Origin of the sequence: Allobosea sp. LjRoot90, from assembly GCF_964254315.1 — a bacterium.
Taxonomy (GTDB): Bacteria; Pseudomonadota; Alphaproteobacteria; order Rhizobiales; family Beijerinckiaceae; genus Allobosea.
Window position 1 is genome coordinate 69,611 of the sequence record NZ_CAXUTF020000011.1, and the last position, 22,863, is coordinate 92,473.

A 22,863-nucleotide genomic window follows, 5' to 3' on the forward strand; every position below is an offset into this window, starting at 1 on the left:
ATTGGCTCGCTTCCCTGCACGGCGACGAGCCGTTCAAAGTCCGAACTCCTACCCCACTCCCTTCACCCAAGGCCTCTTCACCCCCTGTTCCGCAAACGCGCTCCGCCCGCTCTCCTTGCGCTTCTTGATCTCGGCGCGGGCGATGGTGCGCAGGTGGACCTCGTCCGGCCCGTCGATGAAGCGCAGGGCCCGGCCCCACGAGTAGATGAAGGCGAGGGGAGTGTCGTTGGAGAGCCCGCCGGCGCCGAACACCTGCATCGCCCGGTCGGCCAGCTTGGTCTGGAGCCGCGTCGCCACGACCTTGATCGCCGAGACCTCGGTGCGGGCGGCCTTGTTGCCATATTTGTCCATCATCCAGGCGGCGCGCAGGCAGAGCAGGCGGGCCTGGTCGATCTCCATGCGCCCCTCGGCGATCCAGTCCTGGACATTGGCGTAGTCGGAAAGGTTGCGCCCGAAGGCTTTCCGCTCCAGCGCGCGCTCGACCATCAGTTCGAGCGCGACCTCGCATTGGCCGATCGAGCGCATACAATGGTGGATGCGCCCCGGCCCGAGCCGCGCCTGCGCCAAGGCGAACCCTGCGCCTTCCTCGCCGAGCAGGTTCGCCGCCGGCACCCTGACCTCGGTGAATTCGGTCTCGGTGTGGCCCTCGATCGAATAATGGTTCAGCAGCGGCAGGTTGCGCATCACGCTGAGGCCGGGCGAATCCATCGGCACGATGATCATGCTGTGGCGCTTGTGCGGATCGGCCTCGGGGCGCGGATCGGACAGCCCCATCACGATGCAGAACCTGGTCTTCGGGTGCAGCGCCCCGGTCGTCCACCATTTGCGGCCGTTGATGACGTAATGGTCGCCGTCGCGGATGATCGTGGTCTGCAGGTTGGTCGGGTCGGAGGAGGCGACGCCGGGCTCGGTGATCCCGACGCAGGAGCGGATCTCGCCGTTCATCAGCGGCACGAGCCAGCGCTCGCGCTGCTCGGACGTCGCGAACATGTGCAGGATTTCCATGTTGCCGGTGTCGGGGGCGTTGCAATTGAACACCTCCGACGACCAGTAGATCCGGCCCATGATCTCGGCGAGCGGGGCGTATTCGAGATTGCTCAGCCGCGTGCCGGGCTCGTCCGCCTTGAGTGCCGGCAGGAAGAGATTCCACAAGCCCTCCGCCCTTGCCTTGGCCTTGAGATCGTCGATCAGCGCGCTCGGATAGCGCCCGGCCTCGACCTCATGCTTCCAGGCGGCATCGGCCGGCTGGATATGGGCGTCCATGAAGGCCTGCAGCCTGCCGCGCAATTCCTCGACCCTGGCCGAATAGGCGAAATCCATGGTGCTCTCCTTAGGTCCAGGGCGCTCGGGGAACCCCTCTCCCGGATGGGAGAGGGGCAGGGGTGAGGGACTGCCGCTGATTGCTTGAATGCGACGGCGCCGCTGCGACCTCAATCGGGGAGGGCAGGCCCTCATCCCTGCCCTTCTCCCACACGGGAGAAGGGTTCCCCGCGCCCTTCATTGTGACGCCTCGACCAACGCTTCCGCGCGCTCAGCAAAACTCTCCGCCATCGCGCCGACCGCCACTGCATTCTCGGCGGCGGCGTTGCCGGTCTTCGCCCGCGCCGCGATGCCGTCGAGGATGACGGCGAAGCGGAACAGCGAGAAGGCGAGGTGGAAGCGCCCCGGTCCCTGCGCCCGCCCGGCGGCGGCGCAATAGCGGGCGATGTATTCGTCTTGCGTCGGGATGCCGAGGTCCTCGCGATCGAGCCCGACGATGCCGGCATACATCTGCGGCGTCGAATGCCAGGGCAGGCAGGAGAAGGCGACGTCGGAGAGCGGGTGGCCGAGCGTCGAGAGCTCCCAGTCGAGCACGGCGACGATGCGCGGCTCGTTCGGCGCAAACATCAGGTTCCCCAGGCGGAAATCGCCATGGACGATGCTGGTCTCCGGCGTCTCGTCGAGATTGGTGCCGAGCCAGTCGATCAGCCGGTCGATCGCCGGAATCTCGCGCGTCTTCGTTTCGCGCCATTGCCGGCCCCAGCGCGTGAGCTGGCGGGCATAGTAATTGCCGGGCTTGCCGAAATCGCTGAGGCCCGCGCCTTGCCAGTCGAAACCGTGCAGTGCCGCCAGCGTCTCGGCCATGGCGAAATACATGCCGCGCCGCTCCTCAGGCGTGATGCCAGGCAGGCCGGTGTCATGAAAGACGCGGCCCTCCAGCCGCTCCATCAGGTAGAAGGGCGTGCCGATGACATCGTCAGCTTCGTGCAGAAGCAGGACCGGCGGCACCGGCACGGCTGAGCCGGCGAGCGCCTTCAGGATGCGGTATTCGCGCTCGACCGCATGGGCCGAGGGCAACAACGGCCCCGGCGGCTTCTTGCGCAGGACGAGCCGCGTGGCGGCATCGGGATAGCTGACGAAGAAGGTCGGATTCGACTGACCGCCGCCGATCCGCTCGAGCTCCATCTGCCCGATGGCGCGGCCGGGCAGGGCAGAACGCAGGAAGGCATCCAGCCGGGCGGAATCGAATTCGGGGAGGGCGGAGGGGGTGGCCGGCATGGCCGGCATATTCGGAGGCGAGGGCGGGGAGGTCAACGCGACATCGCTCACGCTTCCGAGCCACCTTTCACCCGGACCACCGAGACCGAGCACAGCGCCTCCGCCACGACCTTGGTCGAGACGCTGCCGAGATGGCGGCGCAGCGGCGAGGAGGAGCGGGCGCCGAGCACGATATGGTCGATGTCGTTGTGCTCGGCATAGCGCAGGATCGCATCGGCGGGGCTGACCGCCTCGATGACGTGGTAGCTGACCCGGTCCTCCGGCAGGTGCAGCGGCCGGGCCCAGTCCTTCAGCGCCACCAGCCGGCCGATATAGAGTGAGCGGCCTTGTGCATCGACGGTCCTGGTCTCGCCGATGATCTCAGTCCGCAGCACCGTCAGGCAGGCGAGCGAGGAATCCGGCCGTGCCGCCAGCAGCCGGCTGGTTTCGGCCAGGACCGCCGCCGCGAGCGCGTCCGGCCCCTCCGACAGATCGACGGCGGAGAGCACGATCGAGGGGCCGGCCTTGCGCCGCGCCACAGTCGGTGTGCCGGTGACCTCGGCTTCGTCGCGCTTCTGGAACAGGTCGACCAGCCGCTTGCCGAGGCCGCGCTCCTCGGCGGTTCGGCGCTTGCGCGAGACGGTGACCTGCTCGGGATGGCGCAGGTCGAAGGCGAGCTTGCCGGCATCGGCATAGCGCCGGCCACGATCGACCTCGAGGCAGCGGGAGACGATCTCCTCGAGCCAGGCCGGCGCCTGCTCGTTGATGGCGCGCAAGGGCTTGGGCGCGTGATAGAGCCGCCGCTTCATGCCGGGCACGGTCCTGGGCCGCCCGAACGGCTCCTCGCCCGACGCCATCTGGTAGAGCAGGCAGCCGAGCGCGAAGAGATCGCTCGCCGGGTCGGAGCGCTCGCCCAGCACCTGCTCGGGCGCGATATAGGCCGCCGTCCCCATCGGCTCGCGGCTTTCCTCGCCGAGCAAATCGGGTAGTTCGGCATGGCGGGCGAGGCCGAAATCGAGCAGCACCGCGCCCGTGTCGGTCAGGATCACGTTCTCGGGCTTGAGGTCGAGATGGACCACGTTCTGCCGGTGCAGATCGGCGAGCGCCATCGCGATCGCGATGCCGATGCGCTGGACCTCGGCGAAGGGCAGGGGCGCCTGCCTGATCAGCTCGGCCAGGCTAGTCCCGGCGATGAAGTCCATGGCGATATAGGGAATGCGCGCGAGATCGCCCGACGCGACGAAGCGCGGCAGATGCGGGCCCGACAGGCGCTTGTGGATCAGCACCTCGGTCTCGTAGCCGACGATAGCCGAGACATCGGCGCCGGGGTCGAGCACCGGGATCTTCAGGACGAGCGGGCCGGCATGGTCCGGGTGTGTGGCGCGCCAGAGCGTCGCCATGCCGCCGGATTTCAGTCGCTCGGTAAGCGTGAAACCGTCGATGACCGTGCCGATCCCAGGCCGTTCCATCCCGTCCCCCCTATCTGCCGATCTGCAGGCGCAGGCCGAGCCAGTCCGGCAGGCCCGCCGCCTTGATCTTCCGCGCGGTTTCCTGGGTGTCATAGGGCACGCGCACCATGGTGACCTCGCGCGCCTGCGTATCGAGCAGAGCAAAGCAGGCGGCCGGATCGCCATCGCGCGGCTGGCCGACGGCGCCGACCACGACGACATGGCGATGCACGGCAGAGAGCGGCGCCGCCACGTTGCGCAAAGGGATGAAGGCCACCGGCTCGCGCCCGGCCCTGGCGTAGAAGATCGTCGGCAGATGGGTGTGGCCGCAGATCACCGTTTTTGCCCCCGTTGCCGCGAGGCAGGCATCGGCGCTTCTGAGGTCGCGGACATAGTGCCATGCGGCGGGATCGCGGGCGCTGGCATGGACGAAGAGCACGCCGTCGAGCTCCGCAGTCAGCGGCAGACCGCCCAGAAAGCCGCTCTGCTCGGTGCTGAGCTGTGCCCTGGTCCACAGCGCTGCCTCATGGGCGTTCGGCGTCATGCCGATGGGGCCGTGGACGGCGGCTTCGTCATGGTTGCCGCGGATGCAGATGGCGCCGGCAGCGACGAGTTCGCGCGCCGCATCGACGCAGAAGCCGGGCTCGGGGCCGTAGCCGACGATGTCGCCGAGCAGCACCAGCCGGTCCGGCGCCAGCCGGCGCACGGCTGCCAGCACCGCCTCGAACGCCTCGCGGTTGGCATGGATGTCGGAGAGGATGGCGATCCGCATTCAGTATCCGGGCCCGAATCCGGGGATGCGCACATCGTGGCAGTGTCGTCGCCGGCTTGGCCAGCGCGCCTTTCGGCTCAGGCGCGGAGCTGTTCCCTTCCCCCGCTTGCGGTGGGGAAGGCCTGACGATGGAGGGCCTGGTGCATGGCGCAGCCGCCCTTGTTGCCGCGCGAGCCCTTGAGACTATCCGGGGCATCGCCCACACGCCGGTCGAGCAGGCGATCCTGCAGGCCTTGTAGGGCGGCCAGCCACGTCGCCGGGATGGACTAATCCTGGCGACGTGGTGACAAGCTGCTGCCGGCGACGCTACTGTCTCGGCACAGTCACGCACCGCCCAGTGGAGAGATGCCTTGGACGCCGTGCCGAGAGACGAAGTCGCCCAGCCCGACGACGCTGCGCCGTCCGCGCCGCAGAAGCCGCCGCCGCGCGAGATCGAGCTGAAGCTCGCCGCTTCGCCTGAGGCGCTGGAGACGCTGCGCGGCGCCGAGCTGATCGCGCGCCATGCCCGCAACCAGGGTGTCACGCGCCGGCTCGACGCGGTCTACTATGACACGCCCGACCGCCTGCTCGATCGCAACGGCCTGTCGCTGCGCGTGCGCCGCAGCGGCAAGCGCCATGTCCAGACGCTGAAACGGTCTGGCTCGGGCGGTCCCCTGGCGCGCGACGAATGGGAGGTCGCGCTGCCGGACGGCACGCTCGATCTCACTCTGCTCCCGCTCGCCGAGATTGGCGAACCGCTCGCCAGCCTCTCTGCCGGCCAGCTCGCACCGGTCTTCGCCACGCGCATCAGGCGACGCGTCCGCCGGCTCGATTATGCCGGCGCGCTGATCGAGATCGCCTTCGACGACGGCACGATCGAGGCCGGCGAGAAGAGCTTGCCGGTGAGCGAGGTCGAGCTCGAGCTGAAGGAGGGCGAAGCGGCGGTGCTCTACGAGCTCGGGCTCGTCTTGCTCGATATCGCGCCGTTGCGGCTTGAGACGCAGAGCAAGTCGGCGCGCGGCTATGGCCTCGCCTTCTCGCGCCTGCCGAGGGCGGTCAAGGCGAAGCCGGTCGAGATCACCGAGCAGGACAATGCTGACGCGGCGATCGCCGCGATCCTCGGCAACACCTACAAGCAACTGCTCGGCAATCTCGCGCCCGTCGCTGCGCGCTCGGGGCCGGAAGCCGTGCATCAGCTGCGTGTCTCGCTGCGCCGCCTGCGCTCCGCGCTCGCGATCTTCAAGCGCGAGGTCGCATCGCCCGCTCTCGTGCCGATCGGGCAGGAGGCGAAACGCCTCGGCCATGTCCTCGGACCGGCCCGCAATTGGGACGTCTTCATCACCCAGACCGTGCCGGATACCGAGGCCGAGGGGCTGGGCGATGCGGGACTGTCGGTGCTTCGGACGGCGGCCGAGCCGTTCCAGGCCAAAAGCTATGCCGCCGTCGAGGAGCGGCTGGCGGATCCGCAAACCTGCCGTTTCCTTCTGTCCTTCGGTGCCTTGATCGAGCGCCGCGGCTGGCGGAGCGGCCTCCCCAGCGAGACCATGGCGGTGCTGGCCGAGCCGGCCGCCGATTTCGCGGGGCGCGTGCTGGCGCGGACCCATCGCCAGGCGCTGAAGCGCGGCCGCGGCTTCGGCAGTCTCCATCCCGAGGCGCGCCACGAGCTGCGGCTCGCGCTGAAGAAACTGCGCTACACCGCCGAGTTCTTCCTGCCGCTGCATGACGGCGCGCCGACGCGCAAATATCTCGCCCGGCTGTCACGACTTCAGGATGCGCTCGGCCTCGCCAACGACGCAGCGACGACGCAGCACCTTCTCGTAGACCTGCGCGGCGGCAAGGCGACGGGGCCGGAGCATCATTTCGCCGCTGGCGCCGTGCATGGCTGGCAGTCCCGCCACACCATCGAGGCCGGCCGCGGGCTCAAGAAGCGCTGGCGCAGGTTCGAGGCGACGACGCCGTTCTGGGCATAGGCGCCATTCCGTCGCCGGGTTCCTGCGCCGCGCTGCCACGCCCATACTGCTCATCCGACGATCGGGGCCCGCTGCCATGAACGACCTCTCCCCAGCGGCGCTGCCGCGCGTGACCTATTCGAACATCAAGGAGGATTTCTCTGGCGTGCACGCCCATTTCGGCGGCGTGATCGCCGATGTCCGTGCGCGCCTGCTCGGGCAGGATCGTCCCAACCATATCGGCGGGCGCGATAGCCTGGATGGCGCGCCTTACGAGGCGCCGTGCCCGATCGATCGGCGCCTGTCCCTCGGGCGCTTCTTCGCCGCTGGCCCGGCCGAGGTCGATGCGGCCGTAACGGCGGCGCGGGCAGCCGGGCCGGACTGGCGCAAGAGCGGTTGGCAGCGGCGCATCGGGCTCGCCTACAAGGCGGCCGATCTGCTCGAGGCCCGCAAGTTCGAGGTCGCCGCCGCATGCCTGCTCGAGGTCGGCAAGTCGCGCATGGAAGCGCTCGGCGAGGTCGAGGAGGCGATTGACCTGATCCGCTTCTACGCCGCCGAGATGGAGGCCAATGACGGCTACGGCAAGCCGCTGGCGCGCGCCAATCCGCGCGAGGAAACGCTCGACGTGATGCGCCCCTTTGGGGTCTTCGCGGTGATCGCGCCGTTCAACTTCCCGGTCGCGCTTTCGCTCGGCATGTCGATCTGCGCGTTGATCGCCGGCAACAGCGTCGTGTTCAAGCCGAGTCCGATGGCCGGGCTGACTGGGCGGCTGTTGAGCGACTGCCTGATCGAGGCCGGTTTACCGGATGGCGTCTTCAACCTGGTCTGCGGCGGCTCCGAGACCGGCGCGGCCCTTGTCGCCCATCCCGGCATCGACGGCATCGCCTTCACCGGATCGCATGCGGTCGGCATGGCGATCATGCGCGGCTTCGGCGTCGGCGGTGCGCACGCCAAGCCGGTGCTCGCCGAGATGGGCGGCAAGAACCCGACCTATGTCGGAGCTTCTGCCGATCTCGATACGGCAGTGTCCGGCGTGCTGCGCTCGGCCTTCGGCCTGCAAGGCCAGAAATGCTCGGCCAGTTCGGTCGTCTTCCTGCACGAAGCTCTGGCGGAAGACTTCGTCGCGCGGCTCGCGGCGGCGGCCGAGGCGCTCGTCGTCGGTGACCCAGCTGAGCGCGAGACTTTTATGGGCCCATTGATCAGCGAGGCCACCTTCGACCGTTTCGCCAAGTCCATAGCGGCAGCCTCGGCCGCCGGAGCACGAGTGCTAGGCGGGCAGGTGCTGTCGGGCGGCCTTTACGATCATGGTCGCTATGTCCGCCCGGCGATTATCACCGGCCTGCCCGACGATCATGCCTTGCATCGCGACGAGCTGTTCATGCCGTTTCTGACGGTCAAGACCTTCCGCGATCTCGGCGAGGCGATCGCGCGCGGCAACGCCGTGCCTTACGGGCTGACCGCCGGCGTCTACACGAACGAGCCCACCGAACTGGAGCAGTTTCTCGACACGGCCGAAGCCGGCGTCCTCTATGCCAACCGGGCCAGCGGCGCGACGACCGGCGCTTGGCCCGGCATCCAGACCTTCTGCGGCTGGAAAGGGTCGGGCACCGGCTCGAAGGGTGGGCTCGGCTCCTGGTATCTGCCGCAGTTCATGCGCGAGCAGAGCCACACCATCATGCGCTGATCAGCCGGCCTTTCTCGTCACGATCGTCAGCTCGCCGTCATTGTTCACCTGAGCGAGCACGACGTCGCGCGACGAAAAACCCTTCGCCTCGATGGCGGACTTCACGGCCGGCGCCTTCTCGATGGCCTGACGCAGCTTGTCTAGCTCGTCCGCGGTGCGCGTCGCTACCAGCTGGTTGACCTGCGCCTTCGTGGCCTCGGGCAGTTCGTCGAGCTCGACGACCTTGACCGATGTGATTGTCGGCGCGCTCGCTGGCGCTTCCTGCGACGAGGCGGGCGGCTGGGTCGCAGGGCGCTCTGTCGACGGTGCCTGGGCATTGGCAGCGCCCGCCAGAAGAGTGGCGGCGCTGGCGAAGGCGATCGTGATCATACGCATCGGAGCTTCCTTCCATCGGTTGCGATGAGGAAGCTATCTGACCCAAAAATGGGATCAGAGCCCGGAAGCGATCAGGTCATTTCGTGACCATATGGCGGCGCTGACGAGGCGATGACCGCGCGCCGCCACAAAACTCAGGCCGCGTCGAGCCCATAGAGCGAGTGCAGGGTGCGGACCGCGAGCTCGGTATAGGCGGCGTCGATCAGCACCGAGAACTTGATCTCGGAGGTGGTGATGGCGCGGATGTTGATGCCCTTCTCGGCCAGCGCCCGGAACGCGCGCGCCGCGACACCGGCATGGCTGCGCATGCCGACGCCGATCGCCGAGATCTTCACTACGTCGGTCGCGCCCTGCAGGCTCTGGTAGGCGATGCTGTCATGCTTCGATTCGAGCAGGCCCTTGGCGCGCTCGTAATCGGCGGTCGGCACGGTGAAGGTGATGTCGGTCGTCGCCTGGTCGTCGGAGACGACCTGGATGATCATGTCGACATTGATGTTGGCATCGGCCAGCGGGCCGAAGATCGCCGCAGCGACGCCGGGCTTGTCGGCGACACGCCGGAGCGTGATCTGGGCTTCGTCGCGCGAGAACGCGATGCCGGTGACGATCTGCTGTTCCACGATGTCGTCCTCGTCGCAGATGAGGGTGCCTGGATTGGGGTTGTCGGGGTCGTCGAAGGAGGAGCGGACATAGGTCGGCACGCGCTGGACCATGGCGATCTCGACCGAGCGCACCTGCAGCACCTTCGAGCCGAGGGAGGCCATCTCCAGCATCTCTTCAAACGAGACCTTGTCCATGCGCCGCGCCTTCGGCACGACGCGCGGGTCGGTCGTATAGACGCCGTCGACATCGGTGTAGATGTCGCAGCGATCGGCCTTGAGGCCGGCAGCGAGCGCGACCGCGCTGGTGTCGGAGCCGCCGCGGCCGAGCGTGACGATGCGGTGGCTGCGCGGGTTGATGCCCTGGAAGCCGGAGCAGACCGCGATCTCGCGATTGCGGTCGAAGCCGGCGAGGATGCCGGCGCCATCGACGCCCTCGATGCGGGCCGAGCCATGCGCGTCCGAGCCGTAGAGCGGGACCTGCCAGCCCTGCCAGGAGCGGGCGGGGAGGCCCATCTCCTGCAGCACGATCGCCATCAGCCCGGAGGTAACCTGCTCGCCCGAGGCGACGACGACGTCGTACTCCGCCGGATCGTGCAGCGCCGCAGCTTCCTTGGCCCAGGCGACGAGCTCGTTGGTCTTGCCCGACATCGCCGAGACCACGACCGCGACCTGGTTGCCGGCGTCGAATTCGCGTTTGACGTGGCGGGCCGCGTTCTTGATGCGCTCGACAGTGGCGACCGAAGTGCCGCCGAATTTCATCACCAGACGGGCCATGACGTCCAAGAGCTCTCAGCAACGGGCCCGGCGCGGAGCCGGGACAAATAGCGCCCTCGCGCCAAGCGAAGGGCGGGTGTAGATGACGGGCAGCACCGAAAGTGTCAATGCGGCTGCGTTCGAGACACGCGTAAACGGGATATCAAGGGCGATGACGGCAGCGGCACGCGAAGGCTCCACCATCGACCCGGCCGAGGTCGCGCGCTTCGACGCGCTGGCGAAAAGCTGGTGGGACCCGAAGGGGCCGATGGCGGTGCTGCACAAGTTCAATCCTGTCAGGCTCGCCTTCATCCGCGACCTCGTCTGCGAGCGGCTCGAGCGCGATCCGAAATCGCTTCAGGCCCTGAAGGATCTGAGCATCGTCGATATCGGCTGCGGCGGCGGCGTGCTCTCCGAGCCGCTGGCGCGACTGGGCGCGCAGGTGACGGGGCTCGACCCGGCAACGACCAATATCGCCGTGGCACGTGTCCACGCTAAAAAGGCGGGCGTTACGGTCGACTACCGCGAAGAGACGATCGAGTCGGTCGTCGCCTCGGGCGCGCGCTTCGACATCGTGCTCGCCATGGAGGTGGTCGAGCACGTTACGGATGTCGACGCCTTCGTCGCCTCCTGCTGCGCCGCGGTGAAGCCGGGCGGTCTGCTCGTGATGGCGACGCTCAACCGCACCTTGAAATCCTATGCGCTCGCCATCGTCGGCGCCGAATACATCCTGCGCTGGCTTCCGCGCGGCACGCATGACTGGGAGAAGTTCGTGACGCCTGACGAGCTCGAGGCGGCGATCGAGACCGGCGGGCTCTCGGTCTTCGCCCGCGAGGGCGTCGCCTACAACCCGCTCGCCGATCGCTGGTCGCGCTCGCGCGATCTCGACGTCAACTACATGCTGGCGGCGGGGAGGGCTGGCTGAGGTTTCGCCGGAACCTTCCGCGATCTCCCTTGTTTTTTGCGCTGCGGCATAATTCGATAGGAGTATGGCGCAGCGCAGCAATGGTCTGCATGATGCCGGCAACGCCACCGGAACGAGGCGTGGCGACAAGGGAGAAAGAGCCGATGGCACAGCCGCAACCTGTCGCGAAGCCCGCGTTGAAGGATCTCTACGAGCTCGGCGAACTGCCGCCGCTCGGTCATGTCCCGGCCAACATGTACGCCTGGACGATCCGCCGCGAGCGCCACGGTCCGCCGCAGGACAGCTTCCAGGTCGAGGTCGTGCCGACCTGGTCGATCGGCGAGGAGGAGGTGCTGCTCCTCGTGATGGCCGGCGGCGTCAACTACAACGGCATCTGGGCTGGCCTCGGCCAGCCGATCTCACCTTTCGACGTACACAAGGGCTCGTTGCATATCGCCGGCTCCGATGCCTCCGGCATCGTCTGGGCTGTCGGCTCCAAGGTGAAGCGCTGGAAGGTCGGCGACGAGGTCATCGTCCATTGCAACCAGGACGACGGCGACGACGAGGAGTGCAATGGCGGCGACCCGATGTTCTCCTCCTCCCAGCGCATCTGGGGCTATGAGACGCCGGATGGCTCCTTCGCCCAGTTCTGCCGGGTGCAGTCGCGGCAATTGATGCTGAAGCCGAAGCACCTCTCCTGGGAGGAATCGGCCTGCTACACGCTGACCCTGGCGACCGCCTACCGCATGCTCTTCGGCCACGCCCCGCACACCATCAAGCCGGGCGACAACGTGCTGATCTGGGGCGCCTCGGGCGGCCTCGGCGTCTTCGGCGTGCAGCTTTGCGCCGCGTCCGGTGCCAACGCGATCGGCGTGATCTCGGACGAGAGCAAGCGCGATTATGTCCTCGGCCTCGGCGCCAAGGGCGTGATCAATCGCAAGGACTTCAACTGCTGGGGCCAGATGCCCACGGTCAATTCGCCCGAATACAACGACTGGACCAAGGAAGCCCGCAAGTTCGGCAAGGCGATCTGGGACATCACCGGCAAGAAGGACGTCGACATCGTCTTCGAGCATCCGGGCGAGGCGACCTTCCCGGTCTCCTGCCTCGTTGCCAAGCGCGGCGGCATGGTGGTGTTCTGCGCCGGCACCTCCGGCTTCAACATCACCTTCGATGCCCGCTATGTCTGGATGCGGCAAAAGCGCGTGCAGGGCTCGCATTTCGCCCATCTCAAGCAGGCCAGCGCCGCCAACCAGTTCGTCATCGACCGGCGCGTCGATCCCTGCATGTCCGAGGTCTTCCCCTGGGACAAGATCCCGCTCGCCCACCACAAGATGTGGAAGAACGAGCATGCGCCGGGCAATATGGCCGTGCTGGTCTACGCCCCGCGCACCGGCCTGCGCACCTATGAGGATGTGGCCGAAGCGCTGGAAGGCTGAATGCCCGGCGCGGGCGGGCGCTTGCGCCTGTCCGCCGCGATCCCGAACAGCGGCCTCAGCCAGCCGATGCGCCGGGCGATCTCGTAGCTGACGGCGCAGCTCAGCGCCGTGACCGCGATGATCAGCAACGCTTCCGCCCTGGCCGGCAGAGCGAGCGGCTTCAGCCAGTGCGCGGCGAGGATGATCGCCGTCTGGTGGACGAGGTACCAGCAGAACACCGCCGCGACGAGGTAGCGCCGCGCCGGTCCGTCGCGCCGGGACAAATGCCGGCGGGCGAAGCCGAGGATCGCGACGATCCAGCACCATTGGTCGAGCCCATAGATGAAGGGGCCGGCGAGGCGGCGCAGATCGCCCGGCGGCTGGGAGCGCAGCCAGAGCATGGCGAAGAAGGCTGTGACGGCCAGCGCCAGTGCGAGCCAGCGCAGCTGCTCGGTCCGCGCGGCCAGCACCTGCGAGCGCGCAGCGAGGAAGCCGAACAGGAAGCAAGAGCCGTAGAGGACGTGCTGGTACCAGTCGCCGATGACGATGTGGCTCGGCGGGAAGGCCGGGAAGATCAGGAGGCGGTTGAGGCCAAATAGCAGCGCCGGTCCGAGCAGGAGCAGCATGCCGGGCAGGGCGCGCTCCAGCAGCCGCTCGCCGCGCTCGGCCAGGCCGGGCGCCAGCGCGACCAGCCCGGTGAGCGCCATGGTGTAGAGAAAGAGATAGGCGACGAACCAGAGATGGTTCCAGGTCGGCAGGATGATGCAGGCCTGCCGGCCGTTCTCGACCCGACAAAAGCTCTGGTCGAAGGCGAGATAGTGCCCGAACCAGAATTCGGGATAACCGCCGGAGAAGCCGAGTTTCTCGACGACTTCCGCCCAGGATTGCGGCGGCACCACCACCAGCATGCCGAAGGCGAGGGGGAGCAGCAGCCGGGCCGAGCGCCGCTGCGCGAAGGCGCCGATCTCGCATTTGCCCAGCATGAACCGCGTCGCGGCACCCGAAACCAGGAAGAGCAGCGCCATCCGCCAGGGATTGAGCAGGAGCATCAGCGGCTCGAGCTCGCGCAGCCGGTGGGTGCTCTTCACATGGAAGCCCCACGACACGTAGAGCATGCCGACATGGTAGAGGATCAGCAGGCCGAAAGCGCCGATCCTGATCCAGTCGAGATCGAGCCGGCGTTCGGCGATTTGCGGCGGCGGGTGGTTGGTTTGCGCAGTCATGGCGGCTATCCCTTGCTCGCCTGAGCAGGCCAGCACGGGCGGGCCGAGGTCGAGACGGTACGGGACGAGCAGCCGATGCTGCGTGACGAAAGCCAGCGGGCCGGGATGAGCGGCGACACTGCCGTGACGAATGGTGGCGAAAGCGCGCCCGGTTGCGGCGCCGGCTCTTTGCCGGACTGGCTGCCCTATCTGGCGATCGCGCTCGGCACGGCTGCGACCTGCGCCGTCAACGCCTTCTCGACCTCGCACGATCTCGCGCGCTATGGCCGCGCCGTGCCGTTCTGGCAGCCCTTCCTCTGGGAGGCGTCGAGCGGCGTCGTCATCCTCGCGCTCGCGCCGCTGGTGCGGCGGCTGGTTCTGGTCTCATTGGCGAAGCCGCCCGGTCCGGCGGCGTTGATCGCGCTCCATGCTGTCGCCGCGCTGGCTTTTTCGGCCTTGCACGTCGCCGGCATGATCCTGCTGCGCAAGCTCGGCTACTGGATCGCGGGAGCCGGCGGCTACAGCTTCGGTCTCTCGCCCGGGAACCTGCTTTACGAACTGCGCAAGGACGTTCTCGTCTACCTGCTGCTGGCAGGGTTGTTCTGGCTCGCCGAGCTGTGGGCGCGGCGTCCGATGCCGCACAGGATCGCGCCTGACACGACACCTGTCGCGTCAGGCTTCTGGCTGCGCGACGGCACGATCAATCTGCGGCTGGAGCCGGCTGAGGTCGTCGCCGTGGTCTCGGCCGGAAACTATGTCGAATACTGCTTGGGCGGCGGCAAGCGCCACCTGATCCGCGCCACGCTGCAAGCCGAGGAGGAGCGCTTGCGCCCGCTCGGCTTTGCCCGCATCCACCGCACTCGGCTGGTCAATGCGGCCCGTATCCGGCGCATCGCCGGCCGACCCTCGGGCGATTTCGACGTCGAGATGGATACCGGCGAGAGCTTTATTGGCAGCCGCCGCTATCGCGAGGGGCTTGCCGCGCTTACGCCTTGACGGCGGGCGCTGGCCGCCGCGTCAGCGAGACGATGACGAGGCCGGTCAGCACCACGAGGCCGCCGGTGATCTCGCGCAGGCCGACGCTTTCGCCGAGCAGGGTGACGCCCATCAGGATCGTCCAGAACGGCACGAGATAGCCGTTCATCGAGCCGAGCACCGGCCCGGCGCTGCGCAGGATCATCATGTAGAGCAGGATCGGCAGTGCGGTGGCGAATATCCCGAGTGCCAGCAGTGGCAGGGCAAGACCGGGCGCCGCAGCGAAGGCGGCCGGGCCGGAGATCGCGAGCACCAAAGCCAATGTCGGCAACCCCGAAAAGGCCTGCTGGCCGAGCGCCAGCCGCGCCGGCTGAACCTGCGGGATGCCGCGGACATAGAGATTGCCGAGTGCATAGCTCAGCGCCGTCGCCGCCATGGCGAGCGTGCCCATGGCGCTCGGCGATCCTGTGGCGAAGGCGGCGGGACCGAGCAGGATCGCCATGCCGGAGAAGCCGATCAACACGCCGATGGCGCGCTTGGCCGACAGGCGCTCGTCGGCGAACAGCAGATGCGCCAGCATGGCGACGATCAGCGGCGTGCAGGCCTGGATCAGCGAGGTCAGCGATGCCGTGATCTGGGTCAGGGCATAGGCGGTCAGCGTGTTCGGGATCGCGCCCTGCAGCAGGCCGAGCACCGCCCAGTCGCGCCATTCGCGGCCTTTTGGCAACACGGTCTCGCCGCGCGAGGCGAGCCAGAGCCCGAGCAGGGCCGCGCCCATCAGGCCGCGCAGCGCGGTCAACGCCAGCGGCGAGATCTCCGCGCCGATCAATTTCATCAGCAGGAAGGAGGAGCCCCATAGGCAGGAGCAGAGCAGCATCTGCCCGAGCAGCAGCGTCGTGCCGCCGGGCAGGGCAGGAGAGGGTTGGCCGGGCAGCACCTGGGACATCTGGACACTCATCGTCGCCTCCGTGACGAGGCTCGACCATGCAGCTCATTCTGGTACCATTGAAGTTCCAGTTTTGAGATTATCGATGGTACCAATTCTCGGGATCGCGCTGGCGATCCCCATGACGGGCCGGCGCGAAGCGCTGCACCGTCAGCTTGCCGCCGCCATTCGCGACGGCCGCCTTGCAGCCGGCTTGCGCCTGCCGGCGACGCGCGTCCTGGCTCAGGCGCTCGGCCTGTCGCGCAATACCGTGCTCGCAGCCTACGATCTGTTGCTGGCCGAGGGCTATGTCGAGGCAAGGGCGGGTTCCGGCATCTATGTCGCGCCCTTGCGCCCGTTGCAGGCGCCCCGGCGGCCAGCTGCAGCGGACAGGGTCGATGGTCGCATCGCCGCGTACTGGCGCCGGCCCGGCACCATGCCGGCGGCCGGGCCGGAGCGGCCGGTCCGTTTCGACCTTCGCCTCGGCACGCCCGATATCCGCATGATGCCGCTCGCCATCTGGCAACGCCTGCACGCGCGCGCTTTGCGTGCCGCCGCCCGCCGCGGCGACGGCTATGGCGAGCCGGCAGGCCGCCCCGATCTGCGCGCGGCCATCGCCGCCCATGTCTCCTTCACCCGCGCCGTGGCGGCGCAGGCCGGGGACGTCGTCGTGACTGCCGGCGCCCAGCAGGCTTTCGACCTGATCGCGCGGATCCTGGTGACGCCCGGCCGGACGGTCGTCGCCGTCGAGGACCCCGGCTATCCGCCGCTGCGCCTCGCCTTCGCGGCGGCGGGCGCGCGAATCGTGTCCGTGCCGGTCGACGATGACGGGCTCGTCGTCGAGGCGCTGCCCGCCGAGGCGAACATCGTCTGCGTCTCGCCCTCGCATCAGTTCCCGCTCGGCGTGGCGATGTCGCTGCCGAGGCGTCTGGCGCTGCTCGGTTTCGCCAAGGCGAGCGGCGCGGTCATCGTCGAGGACGACTACGACAGCGAGTTCCGCTATGGCGGCCGCCCGCTCGACGCGCTTCAGACGCTCGATCGCGACGGTCTCGTCTTCTATGTCGGCACCTTCTCGAAGACGCTGTTTCCCGGCCTGCGCCTCGGCTTCGCCGTCGTTCCGGACTGGGCGAGGGACGCGATGCTCGCCGCCAGGCAGGCGGCCGATTGGCATGTTCCCCTCGCCGACCAGGGCGCGCTCGCAGCCTTCATCGCCGAGGGCCATCTCGCCCGTCATGTCCGCCGGGTGCGCCGGCTCTACGGCGAACGCCGCGCCGCGCTTCTGACTGCGTTGAATGGCGATCTCGCCGCCTGGCTGACCCCGATCGCGTCCGAGGCGGGGCTGCATCTCTCGGCCCGGCTGAAATCCGGTCTGTCCGGAGCTTCGATCGCGGCTGCGGCGGCGGAGGCGGGTGTCGCCGTCGAATGGCTCGAGCGCTACGCCGTTGGAACGCCCGCGCCGGCCGGGCTCGCTTTCGGCTTCGGGACGATAGCAGCCGACGAGATACCCGGAGCATTGGCGAGGCTCGAACCAGTCCTGCGCCGCGCCGCCGGCTGAGGTCCGGCGCGGCCGGCCCGTAGGCCGACCGCTGCAAATTCCAAACCTGCTCAGCTCCAGCCGGCTTCCTGCTCGCAGGCCTTGCGGGCGTTCGGATTGGCCTTCTCCCACTGCGTGATCGAGCGGGTCTCGTTATCGCTCATCTTGCCGTTCATGCAGGTGCAGTAGGTGTTGACGACGCTGGCCGCGACCTTCGCCTCCTTGTTGTCGCTCAGGCACTGGTTGACCCATTTCTTGTCGTCGGCGCTCTGCGCGAAGGCGGCCGCGCTGGCCAGCACGCTGCCCGCCAGGAGCAGCGCTGAAAGCTTGAATGTCATGGTTGGAACCCCATCGGTGACCGCCTCGTCCGGCGGCGCCGCGATAGGTTGCGCGCGGGCTGGAGCAGTCAACCGACCGGTTTGAACGGCAGTTCACAACAAGGCGTCTCGCGCCGCTTCCGGCGGCTCGGCACCCCTTGCGGTGGACGATGGTTCACAACTTGGCCAGCACATCCCCCGGCGATTTCTCCGGCGCCCGGCTCAGCGCGATCGCCGCGTTGAGCTCGGCGCCGTAGAGGAAGATCGCCGCCAGCCAATACAGGAAGACGAGCGCGATCATCGCGGTGGCGAGGCCGGCATAGGTGGTGATGTAAGCGCCGGCGAAGGAATCGAGATACCAGCCGAAGACGATGCCGCCGATCAGCCAGACCACCAGCGTCATCAGGATGCCCGGCCACATCGCGCCGATATGCGGCGCGCGGGCCGGCAGCAGCTTGTGCGCAACGCTGAGCGCCAGCACCACCAGCACGGTCGCGCCCGCGATCCGCAGGAAGGCGAGCAGGAAGCCGAGCGGGGCGAGCGCCGGCGCGAAGCCGACGATGCCGCGCCAGAGCAGCGGGCCGAGCACGACCAGCAGCGAGAAGGCGAGCATGAAGACCGCGCCGCCGATCACATAGGCGATCGATTCCAGCCGCGTGCGCCACCAGCTGCGCCATTCATAGGCTTCGTAGGCGCGGTTGAGCCCGACCCGCACCGCCTCAACTCCGGAGGAGGAGAAGTAAAGGGCGAGGATCGCACCGAGCGTCAGCGCGTCCTTCCGCACCGCGGTCAGCACCGAGCGGACCTCGCGGGCGATCGGCTCGGCGACTTCGCGCGGCCAGGCCTCGAGCAGCAATTGCGCGGCCTCGTCGGCCGCGGCCTGCGAGCCGAAGAAACCACCGAGCGCGGTGACCAGGATCAGGAACGGGAACAGCGACATCAGCACCGAGAGCGCGATGTGGCTGGCGATCGCCCAGCCGTCATGGGCGATGAAGCGCTCGAAGGCGAGGGCAGGGACGGAACGTAGCGACATGCGGGTCTCGGGCGGGCAGGGCGGTGATTGTCGCTGCTTCGGTGCGGCTGGCAAGTTGCGCCCTTCTCCCCTTGCGGGAGAAGGTGCCGGCAGGCGGATGAGGGGTCGCGCTGCGTGCCCCGGCAGGCCTTGTGTTAGCGGAAATTGATTCAGCTCGGCACGACCCCTCATCCGTCTCGGCTTCGCCGTGCCTCTCCCTTCTCCCGCAAGGGGAGAAGGGAGAGGCACGCGCATCCCCAACATAGCCTCACGGCGTCCACACGCGGCGACAACTGCCGGTTTCCGGCCTATCAGGCGCCTAGAAGGTCGCCGCAATGTTCGATTCCCCGCTCTTCCTGCGCCTGTCGCCGGTGCTCTTCGTCTTCCTCTGGTCGAGCGGCTGGATCGTCGCCGGCTATTCGGCGCGCTACTCCGATGCGCTGACCTTCCTCTCGGTGCGTTTCGCCTGTGCCGGCCTCGCGCTTTCCGTGCTCGCCGTCGCCGTTGGCGCGCAGTGGCCGAAGACGAGGCGCGCCATCATCGATTGCGCCATTGCCGGCATCCTGCTGCACGCGATCTATCTCGGCGGCGTCTGGTGGGCGGTGCGCCACGGGCTGCCGGCCGGCGTCTCCGGCCTGATCGCCGGTTTGCAGCCGGTGCTCACCGCGCTGTTCGCACCAATGATCATGCGCGAGCGCATCTCGCCGATCCGCTGGCTCGGCATCGTCTTCGGCTTCGTCGGAATCGCGCTGGTGCTGGAGCCGAAGCTGGTCGGCGTCGCGCCCGAGGCGCTGCAGGCCGTGGCGTTGCCGATCATCGTCAACGTCGTCGGCATGTTCGCCGTTACCTTCGGCTCGTTCTGGCAGAAGGCGCGCATCGTCCAGGGCGATCTGCGCACGGTGACGGCGGTGCAGTATATCGCCGCCTTCCTGTTCACGATCCCTTTCGCCTACCTGCTCGAGCCGATGCGGATCGAGTGGAACCTGACCATGGGGCTGGTGCTGGCCTGGTCGGTGCTGGCGCTCTCGCTCGGCGGCATCGGGCTCTATCTCGTGCTGATCCGCCGGGGTCAGGTCTCGCGCATCGCGACTTTCCTCTATCTCGTGCCGCCGGCCGTTGCGGTCGAAGCCTGGCTGCTCTTCGGCGAGACGCTGACGCCGATCCAGCTCGTCGGCATGGCGGTCGCCGTGTTCGGCGTCGTGCTCGCCAGCCGCAAATAGCGCGCATATGCGCAGCTGCGCTGATCGCCGGTGCGATCTCCGGGTTCCCGGAAGCCGGTCGATGCTGTAGCCAGAGAGCATGAGGCGGCGAGGCTCCGCCACGACGGCGACAGGGACGAGACGACCATGGCTGTGACGACCGAGACTCTTGCTGGCGCCTTCATCGGCGCTCGCCGTGGCCACAAGCTGGTCGATATCGCGACCTTGCCGGTCCCTGCCGATGTCGATGCCGGCTTCGCCGCGCAGGCCGAGGTCAACCAGGGCATGGGCTATCCGCTCGCCGGCTGGAAGGTCTCGCTCGGCGAGGGCGGCCGGCCGATGGCCGGGCTGATGCCTGGACCCTATCTCAAATCCGGCGACACTTATCGCGGCGTGCACGGCGCCGAGCTGCGCGTTGAGATCGAGCTCGCCATCCGGCTCGGGCGCGACATGCCGCTGCGGCCCGGCCAACCCTATACCCGCGCCGAATTGATCGAGCATTGCGACGCCGCCCTCGTCGGCATCGAGATCGTCGAGAGCCGTATCGCCGACTGGACCAATGTGCCGTTCCCGCTCTGGCTCGCCGACGCGATGGGCCATGGCGGCTACCTCATCGGTCCCGACGTTCCCTTCAGCATCTTCGACGACGTTCCGGCCCTGACCTGCACGGTCGAGCTCGATGGCGACGTGCTCTATGAGCGCCAGGCACTGCATGCCAATGGCGATCCGCTCGTCACCGCGCTCGCCTGGGCGAACCGCCCGGTCGAAGGGCCGCTCGGCCCGCTCAAGGCCGGCCAGATCATCACCACCGGCAGCCTCTGCGGCGGCGTGCTCGCGCCGACGGTCGGGCCGGTGATCGCCCGTCTCGACCCGGTCACGGCGATCTCCTTCGCGCTGGCGGAGCAGGGCGACTGAGATCCGAGCGCCGTCGGATCGTTGGTCGTTCGGTAAAGTCCGGATGGCCAACGATTCATTCAGGTTTTCGGTTGAACGTGCGCTAATCCCGATCGTCGAATTGTGATCAACTGGAGGCACGATCACAAAATCAACGCATTCGCTGCGTTCTAGTTCGGTTGCGTTGGAGGTTTGATGCGGTCATGGCGGAGGCGGGGGATCGGACTAGCTGGCGGGGGCATCTGCGCTTTCGCGGCGATGCTTGCCGGTGATGCCTCGCCGGCGCGCGCGTTCGACCTGTCATCGCTCGACGTCTTCAATCTCTTCGGCAGCAAGGACAAGCCGCCCCCGGTCAGCGAGTCGACGGTCCCTTACGAACTGCGCTTCGAGCTCGGCGATGTGCCCGATGCCAGCGCGCTGAAGCGCAGCCTGCAGGACGCCTCCCTGCTCTATCGCCTGCGCGAGGATGCGCCGCCGGATGGCGAGACCCTGGCGCGCCGTGCGGCCGCTGACATCAACCCGCTGATCGATGCGCTCTGGGCCCAGGGTTATTTCAACGCGCAGGTCGCGATTGCGGTCGACGGCGTCGCGGTGACGCAGGCCGGCGAGCCGCCGCCTGGCCTCGCCCCCGCCGCCGAGCGCTACCGCAACCGCGCCCCGGCGCCCATCGTGGTCACGGTCGATCCCGGGCCGCAATTTGCGCTGCGCACTATCGACATCGTGCCGGGCGCGCGCCGCGATCCGGCGGCGGTGATTCCCGATCCCGGCAAGGTCTCGGGCCTCGTGCCCGGCGCGCCCGCCACTTCCTCCTCGATCCGCGCCGCGCAGGCCGCGCTGGTCGATTATTGGCGCAGCAAGTCCCGCCCGCTCGCCCGCGTCGTCGAAGTCCGCCCCGTCGTCGACCATGCCGCGAAGACGATGGACGTCGCACTCGTCGTCGATCCCGGTCCCGTCGCCGGCTTCGGCGATGTCTCGGTCACCGAGACCGGTGACATCCCGGCCGAGGTGATCCGCTCCTTCATCTATCTCGAGCCGGGCGAGCCTTATTCGCCGAAGGCGCTGACGGATACGCGCAAGTCGATCGCGACGATTCCCGCCGTCGGCTCGGTGCGCATCCGCGAAGGCACCACGCTCGACCAGGCCGGCAACCTGCCGATCTTCGTCGAGGTCAATGAGCGGCCCAAGCGCCTGCTCGGCTTCTCGGCCCGCTATTCGACCATCGATGGCCCGGCAGTGAAGACCTATTGGGAGCACCGCAACCTGTTCGGCGGCGCCGAGCGCCTGCGGCTCGAGGCCTCTGTCTTCTTCGCGCCCCGCATCGACGGCACCAAGGTCCAGCGCTTCGGCGATTTCGAGCCGACCGATCTCGGCGGGCGCTTCTCGGCGAGCTTCCTGAAGCCGGCGCTCGGCGGCAGCCGCAACGACCTGCTGATCGATGCGAGCGGCGTGCGCGAGCGTGTCGGCACCAATCGCTATGGCGGCTACACGGCGCGCTACGTCAACATCACCACCGCGATCCGCCACCGCTTTAGCGACGTCTTCTCGATCCAGGCCGGCATCGAGGCCGAGCGCGGCCAGACCAGCGACGTGCTCGGCCAGGTCGACTACATGCTGCTCGGCGTGCCGCTGTCGCTGCGCTACGATTCGACCGACAGCCAGCTCGACCCGACCCGCGGCATCAGGGTTGCCGCCTCGGTCACGCCCTATGCTGCCTTCGGCGACAGCGACGCGCCCTTCGTCCAGAGCAAGCTCTCGGTCTCCGGCTATTATGCGCTCGACGAGGATGCCCGCTATGTGCTCGCCGGCCGGATCGGGCTGGGCTCGATAGCCGGAGCGCCGCTCGACGAGGTGCCGGCGACGCGGCGCTTCTATGCCGGCGGCGGCGGTTCGGTGCGCGGCTACGCGTATCGCACGCTCTCGCCGCTCGGCCCGCTCAATCACCTGACCGGCGGGCGCAGCCTGTTCGAGGCCTCGGTCGAGGCGCGGATCAAGATCACCAACACGATCGGCATCGTGCCGTTCTTCGACGCCGGCATGGCCTTCGAGTCGCAGATCCCGAACTTCAAGGAGAAGATGCAGTACGCCGCCGGCCTCGGTCTGCGTTACTATACGCCGATCGGGCCGATCCGGGTCGACGTCGCCGCGCCGCTGAACCCGCGCAAGGGCGACAAGCCAGTCGCGCTCTATATCAGCATCGGGCAGGCCTTCTGATGGGCGCGTTCCGTTTCTTTGTCCGAGCGCTGGCAAGCTGGAAATCGGCACGCGGATCCGTGGCTCGTCCTCTCCCCCCTTGTGGGGGAGAGATAGAGAGGGGGGTAGTCAGCCGTGCGGCTGATCGCAGGCGATTCAGCGCTCACCCAGTCACCCCCCTCCCAACCCTCCCCCACAAGGGGGGAGGGCTTGCGCC

The 22,863-nt window shown here is 68.1% G+C and carries 19 protein-coding genes; 9 read left to right on the forward strand and 10 right to left on the reverse strand.

The genetic code is table 11. From position 1 onward, the window contains the following. Positions 1 to 48: 48 nt before the first annotated feature. From ACSQ3M_RS26715 to ACSQ3M_RS26730, 4 genes are all read right to left on the reverse strand, one after another. Complete coding sequence (locus ACSQ3M_RS26715) at positions 49 to 1,320, reverse strand: acyl-CoA dehydrogenase family protein (protein WP_436153116.1); 1,272 nt, start codon at positions 1,318 to 1,320, stop codon at positions 49 to 51. A gap of 177 nt (positions 1,321 to 1,497) precedes the next feature. Further along, positions 1,498 to 2,538: a phosphotransferase family protein gene (locus ACSQ3M_RS26720; protein WP_436153117.1), complete on the reverse strand. Its 1,041-nt coding sequence runs from the start codon at positions 2,536 to 2,538 to the stop codon at positions 1,498 to 1,500. 47 nt (positions 2,539 to 2,585) lie between these two features. After that, positions 2,586 to 3,986 (reverse strand): protein kinase domain-containing protein, encoded by a 1,401-nt coding sequence (locus ACSQ3M_RS26725; protein WP_436153118.1) that lies wholly within the window; start codon positions 3,984 to 3,986, stop codon positions 2,586 to 2,588. Between the two features lie 10 nt (positions 3,987 to 3,996). Beyond that, complete coding sequence (locus ACSQ3M_RS26730; protein ID WP_436153119.1) at positions 3,997 to 4,737, reverse strand: metallophosphoesterase family protein; 741 nt, start codon at positions 4,735 to 4,737, stop codon at positions 3,997 to 3,999. 359 nt (positions 4,738 to 5,096) lie between these two features. Between ACSQ3M_RS26730 and ACSQ3M_RS26735 the strand changes: the two genes are divergently transcribed. Then, a complete protein-coding gene (locus tag ACSQ3M_RS26735) occupies positions 5,097 to 6,686 on the forward strand; it encodes a CHAD domain-containing protein (protein ID WP_436153163.1) in 1,590 nt (529 codons plus the stop codon). 76 nt (positions 6,687 to 6,762) lie between these two features. Then, positions 6,763 to 8,349 carry an aldehyde dehydrogenase family protein gene (locus ACSQ3M_RS26740; RefSeq protein WP_436153120.1) on the forward strand — a complete coding sequence of 529 codons (1,587 nt, stop codon included), beginning with the start codon at positions 6,763 to 6,765 and terminating at the stop codon, positions 8,347 to 8,349. Here the strand turns inward: ACSQ3M_RS26740 and ACSQ3M_RS26745 are convergent, their stop codons facing one another. Then, positions 8,350 to 8,718 carry a hypothetical protein gene (locus tag ACSQ3M_RS26745; RefSeq protein WP_436153121.1) on the reverse strand — a complete coding sequence of 123 codons (369 nt, stop codon included), beginning with the start codon at positions 8,716 to 8,718 and terminating at the stop codon, positions 8,350 to 8,352. Positions 8,719 to 8,858: 140 nt separating this feature from the next. After that, positions 8,859 to 10,097 carry an aspartate kinase gene (locus ACSQ3M_RS26750; protein WP_436153122.1) on the reverse strand — a complete coding sequence of 413 codons (1,239 nt, stop codon included), beginning with the start codon at positions 10,095 to 10,097 and terminating at the stop codon, positions 8,859 to 8,861. A 151-nt stretch (positions 10,098 to 10,248) separates the two neighbouring features. Here ACSQ3M_RS26750 and ubiG point away from each other — a divergent pair, with 151 nt between their 5' ends. Together ubiG and ccrA are read left to right on the forward strand one after the other, a co-directional pair. Further along, positions 10,249 to 11,001: a bifunctional 2-polyprenyl-6-hydroxyphenol methylase/3-demethylubiquinol 3-O-methyltransferase UbiG gene (ubiG, locus tag ACSQ3M_RS26755; RefSeq protein WP_436153123.1), complete on the forward strand. Its 753-nt coding sequence runs from the start codon at positions 10,249 to 10,251 to the stop codon at positions 10,999 to 11,001. 143 nt (positions 11,002 to 11,144) lie between these two features. Then, entirely contained in the window at positions 11,145 to 12,419 is a 1,275-nt protein-coding gene (gene ccrA, locus ACSQ3M_RS26760) for a crotonyl-CoA carboxylase/reductase (protein ID WP_436153124.1), read from the forward strand. Here ccrA and ACSQ3M_RS26765 read toward each other — a convergent pair. Continuing rightward, complete coding sequence (locus tag ACSQ3M_RS26765; RefSeq protein WP_436153125.1) at positions 12,386 to 13,621, reverse strand: acyltransferase family protein; 1,236 nt, start codon at positions 13,619 to 13,621, stop codon at positions 12,386 to 12,388. The genes ccrA and ACSQ3M_RS26765 overlap by 34 nt on opposite strands. A 75-nt stretch (positions 13,622 to 13,696) precedes the next feature. Here ACSQ3M_RS26765 and ACSQ3M_RS26770 point away from each other — a divergent pair, with 75 nt between their 5' ends. After that, positions 13,697 to 14,596, forward strand: a complete 900-nt coding sequence (locus tag ACSQ3M_RS26770; RefSeq protein WP_436153126.1) for a LytTR family DNA-binding domain-containing protein — start codon at positions 13,697 to 13,699, stop codon at positions 14,594 to 14,596. On the opposite strand, the gene ACSQ3M_RS26775 is transcribed toward ACSQ3M_RS26770, so the two are convergent. Then, positions 14,586 to 15,533: a DMT family transporter gene (locus ACSQ3M_RS26775; protein ID WP_436153127.1), complete on the reverse strand. Its 948-nt coding sequence runs from the start codon at positions 15,531 to 15,533 to the stop codon at positions 14,586 to 14,588. The genes ACSQ3M_RS26770 and ACSQ3M_RS26775 overlap by 11 nt on opposite strands. Before the next feature lie 73 nt (positions 15,534 to 15,606). Here ACSQ3M_RS26775 and ACSQ3M_RS26780 point away from each other — a divergent pair, with 73 nt between their 5' ends. Further along, on the forward strand, positions 15,607 to 17,055 hold the full coding sequence (locus ACSQ3M_RS26780) for a PLP-dependent aminotransferase family protein (protein WP_436153128.1): 1,449 nt from the start codon (positions 15,607 to 15,609) through the stop codon (positions 17,053 to 17,055). A 50-nt stretch (positions 17,056 to 17,105) separates the two neighbouring features. Here the strand turns inward: ACSQ3M_RS26780 and ACSQ3M_RS26785 are convergent, their stop codons facing one another. Continuing rightward, entirely contained in the window at positions 17,106 to 17,372 is a 267-nt protein-coding gene (locus tag ACSQ3M_RS26785) for a hypothetical protein (protein ID WP_436153129.1), read from the reverse strand. A gap of 154 nt (positions 17,373 to 17,526) precedes the next feature. Further along, positions 17,527 to 18,384 (reverse strand): YihY/virulence factor BrkB family protein, encoded by an 858-nt coding sequence (locus ACSQ3M_RS26790; RefSeq protein WP_436153130.1) that lies wholly within the window; start codon positions 18,382 to 18,384, stop codon positions 17,527 to 17,529. Between the two features lie 314 nt (positions 18,385 to 18,698). On the opposite strand from ACSQ3M_RS26790, the gene ACSQ3M_RS26795 reads away from it, so the two are divergent. The 3 genes from ACSQ3M_RS26795 (at position 18,699) to ACSQ3M_RS26805 (ending at position 22,667) form a co-directional block, all read left to right on the forward strand. After that, positions 18,699 to 19,583: a DMT family transporter gene (locus ACSQ3M_RS26795; RefSeq protein WP_436153131.1), complete on the forward strand. Its 885-nt coding sequence runs from the start codon at positions 18,699 to 18,701 to the stop codon at positions 19,581 to 19,583. Positions 19,584 to 19,709: 126 nt separating this feature from the next. Beyond that, positions 19,710 to 20,477 carry a hypothetical protein gene (locus ACSQ3M_RS26800; RefSeq protein ID WP_436153132.1) on the forward strand — a complete coding sequence of 256 codons (768 nt, stop codon included), beginning with the start codon at positions 19,710 to 19,712 and terminating at the stop codon, positions 20,475 to 20,477. Positions 20,478 to 20,714: 237 nt separating this feature from the next. Further along, the gene (locus tag ACSQ3M_RS26805) at positions 20,715 to 22,667 is read left to right on the forward strand and encodes an autotransporter assembly complex protein TamA (protein WP_436153133.1); all 1,953 of its coding nucleotides are present in this window, start codon (positions 20,715 to 20,717) and stop codon (positions 22,665 to 22,667) included. Positions 22,668 to 22,863: the final 196 nt, after the last annotated feature.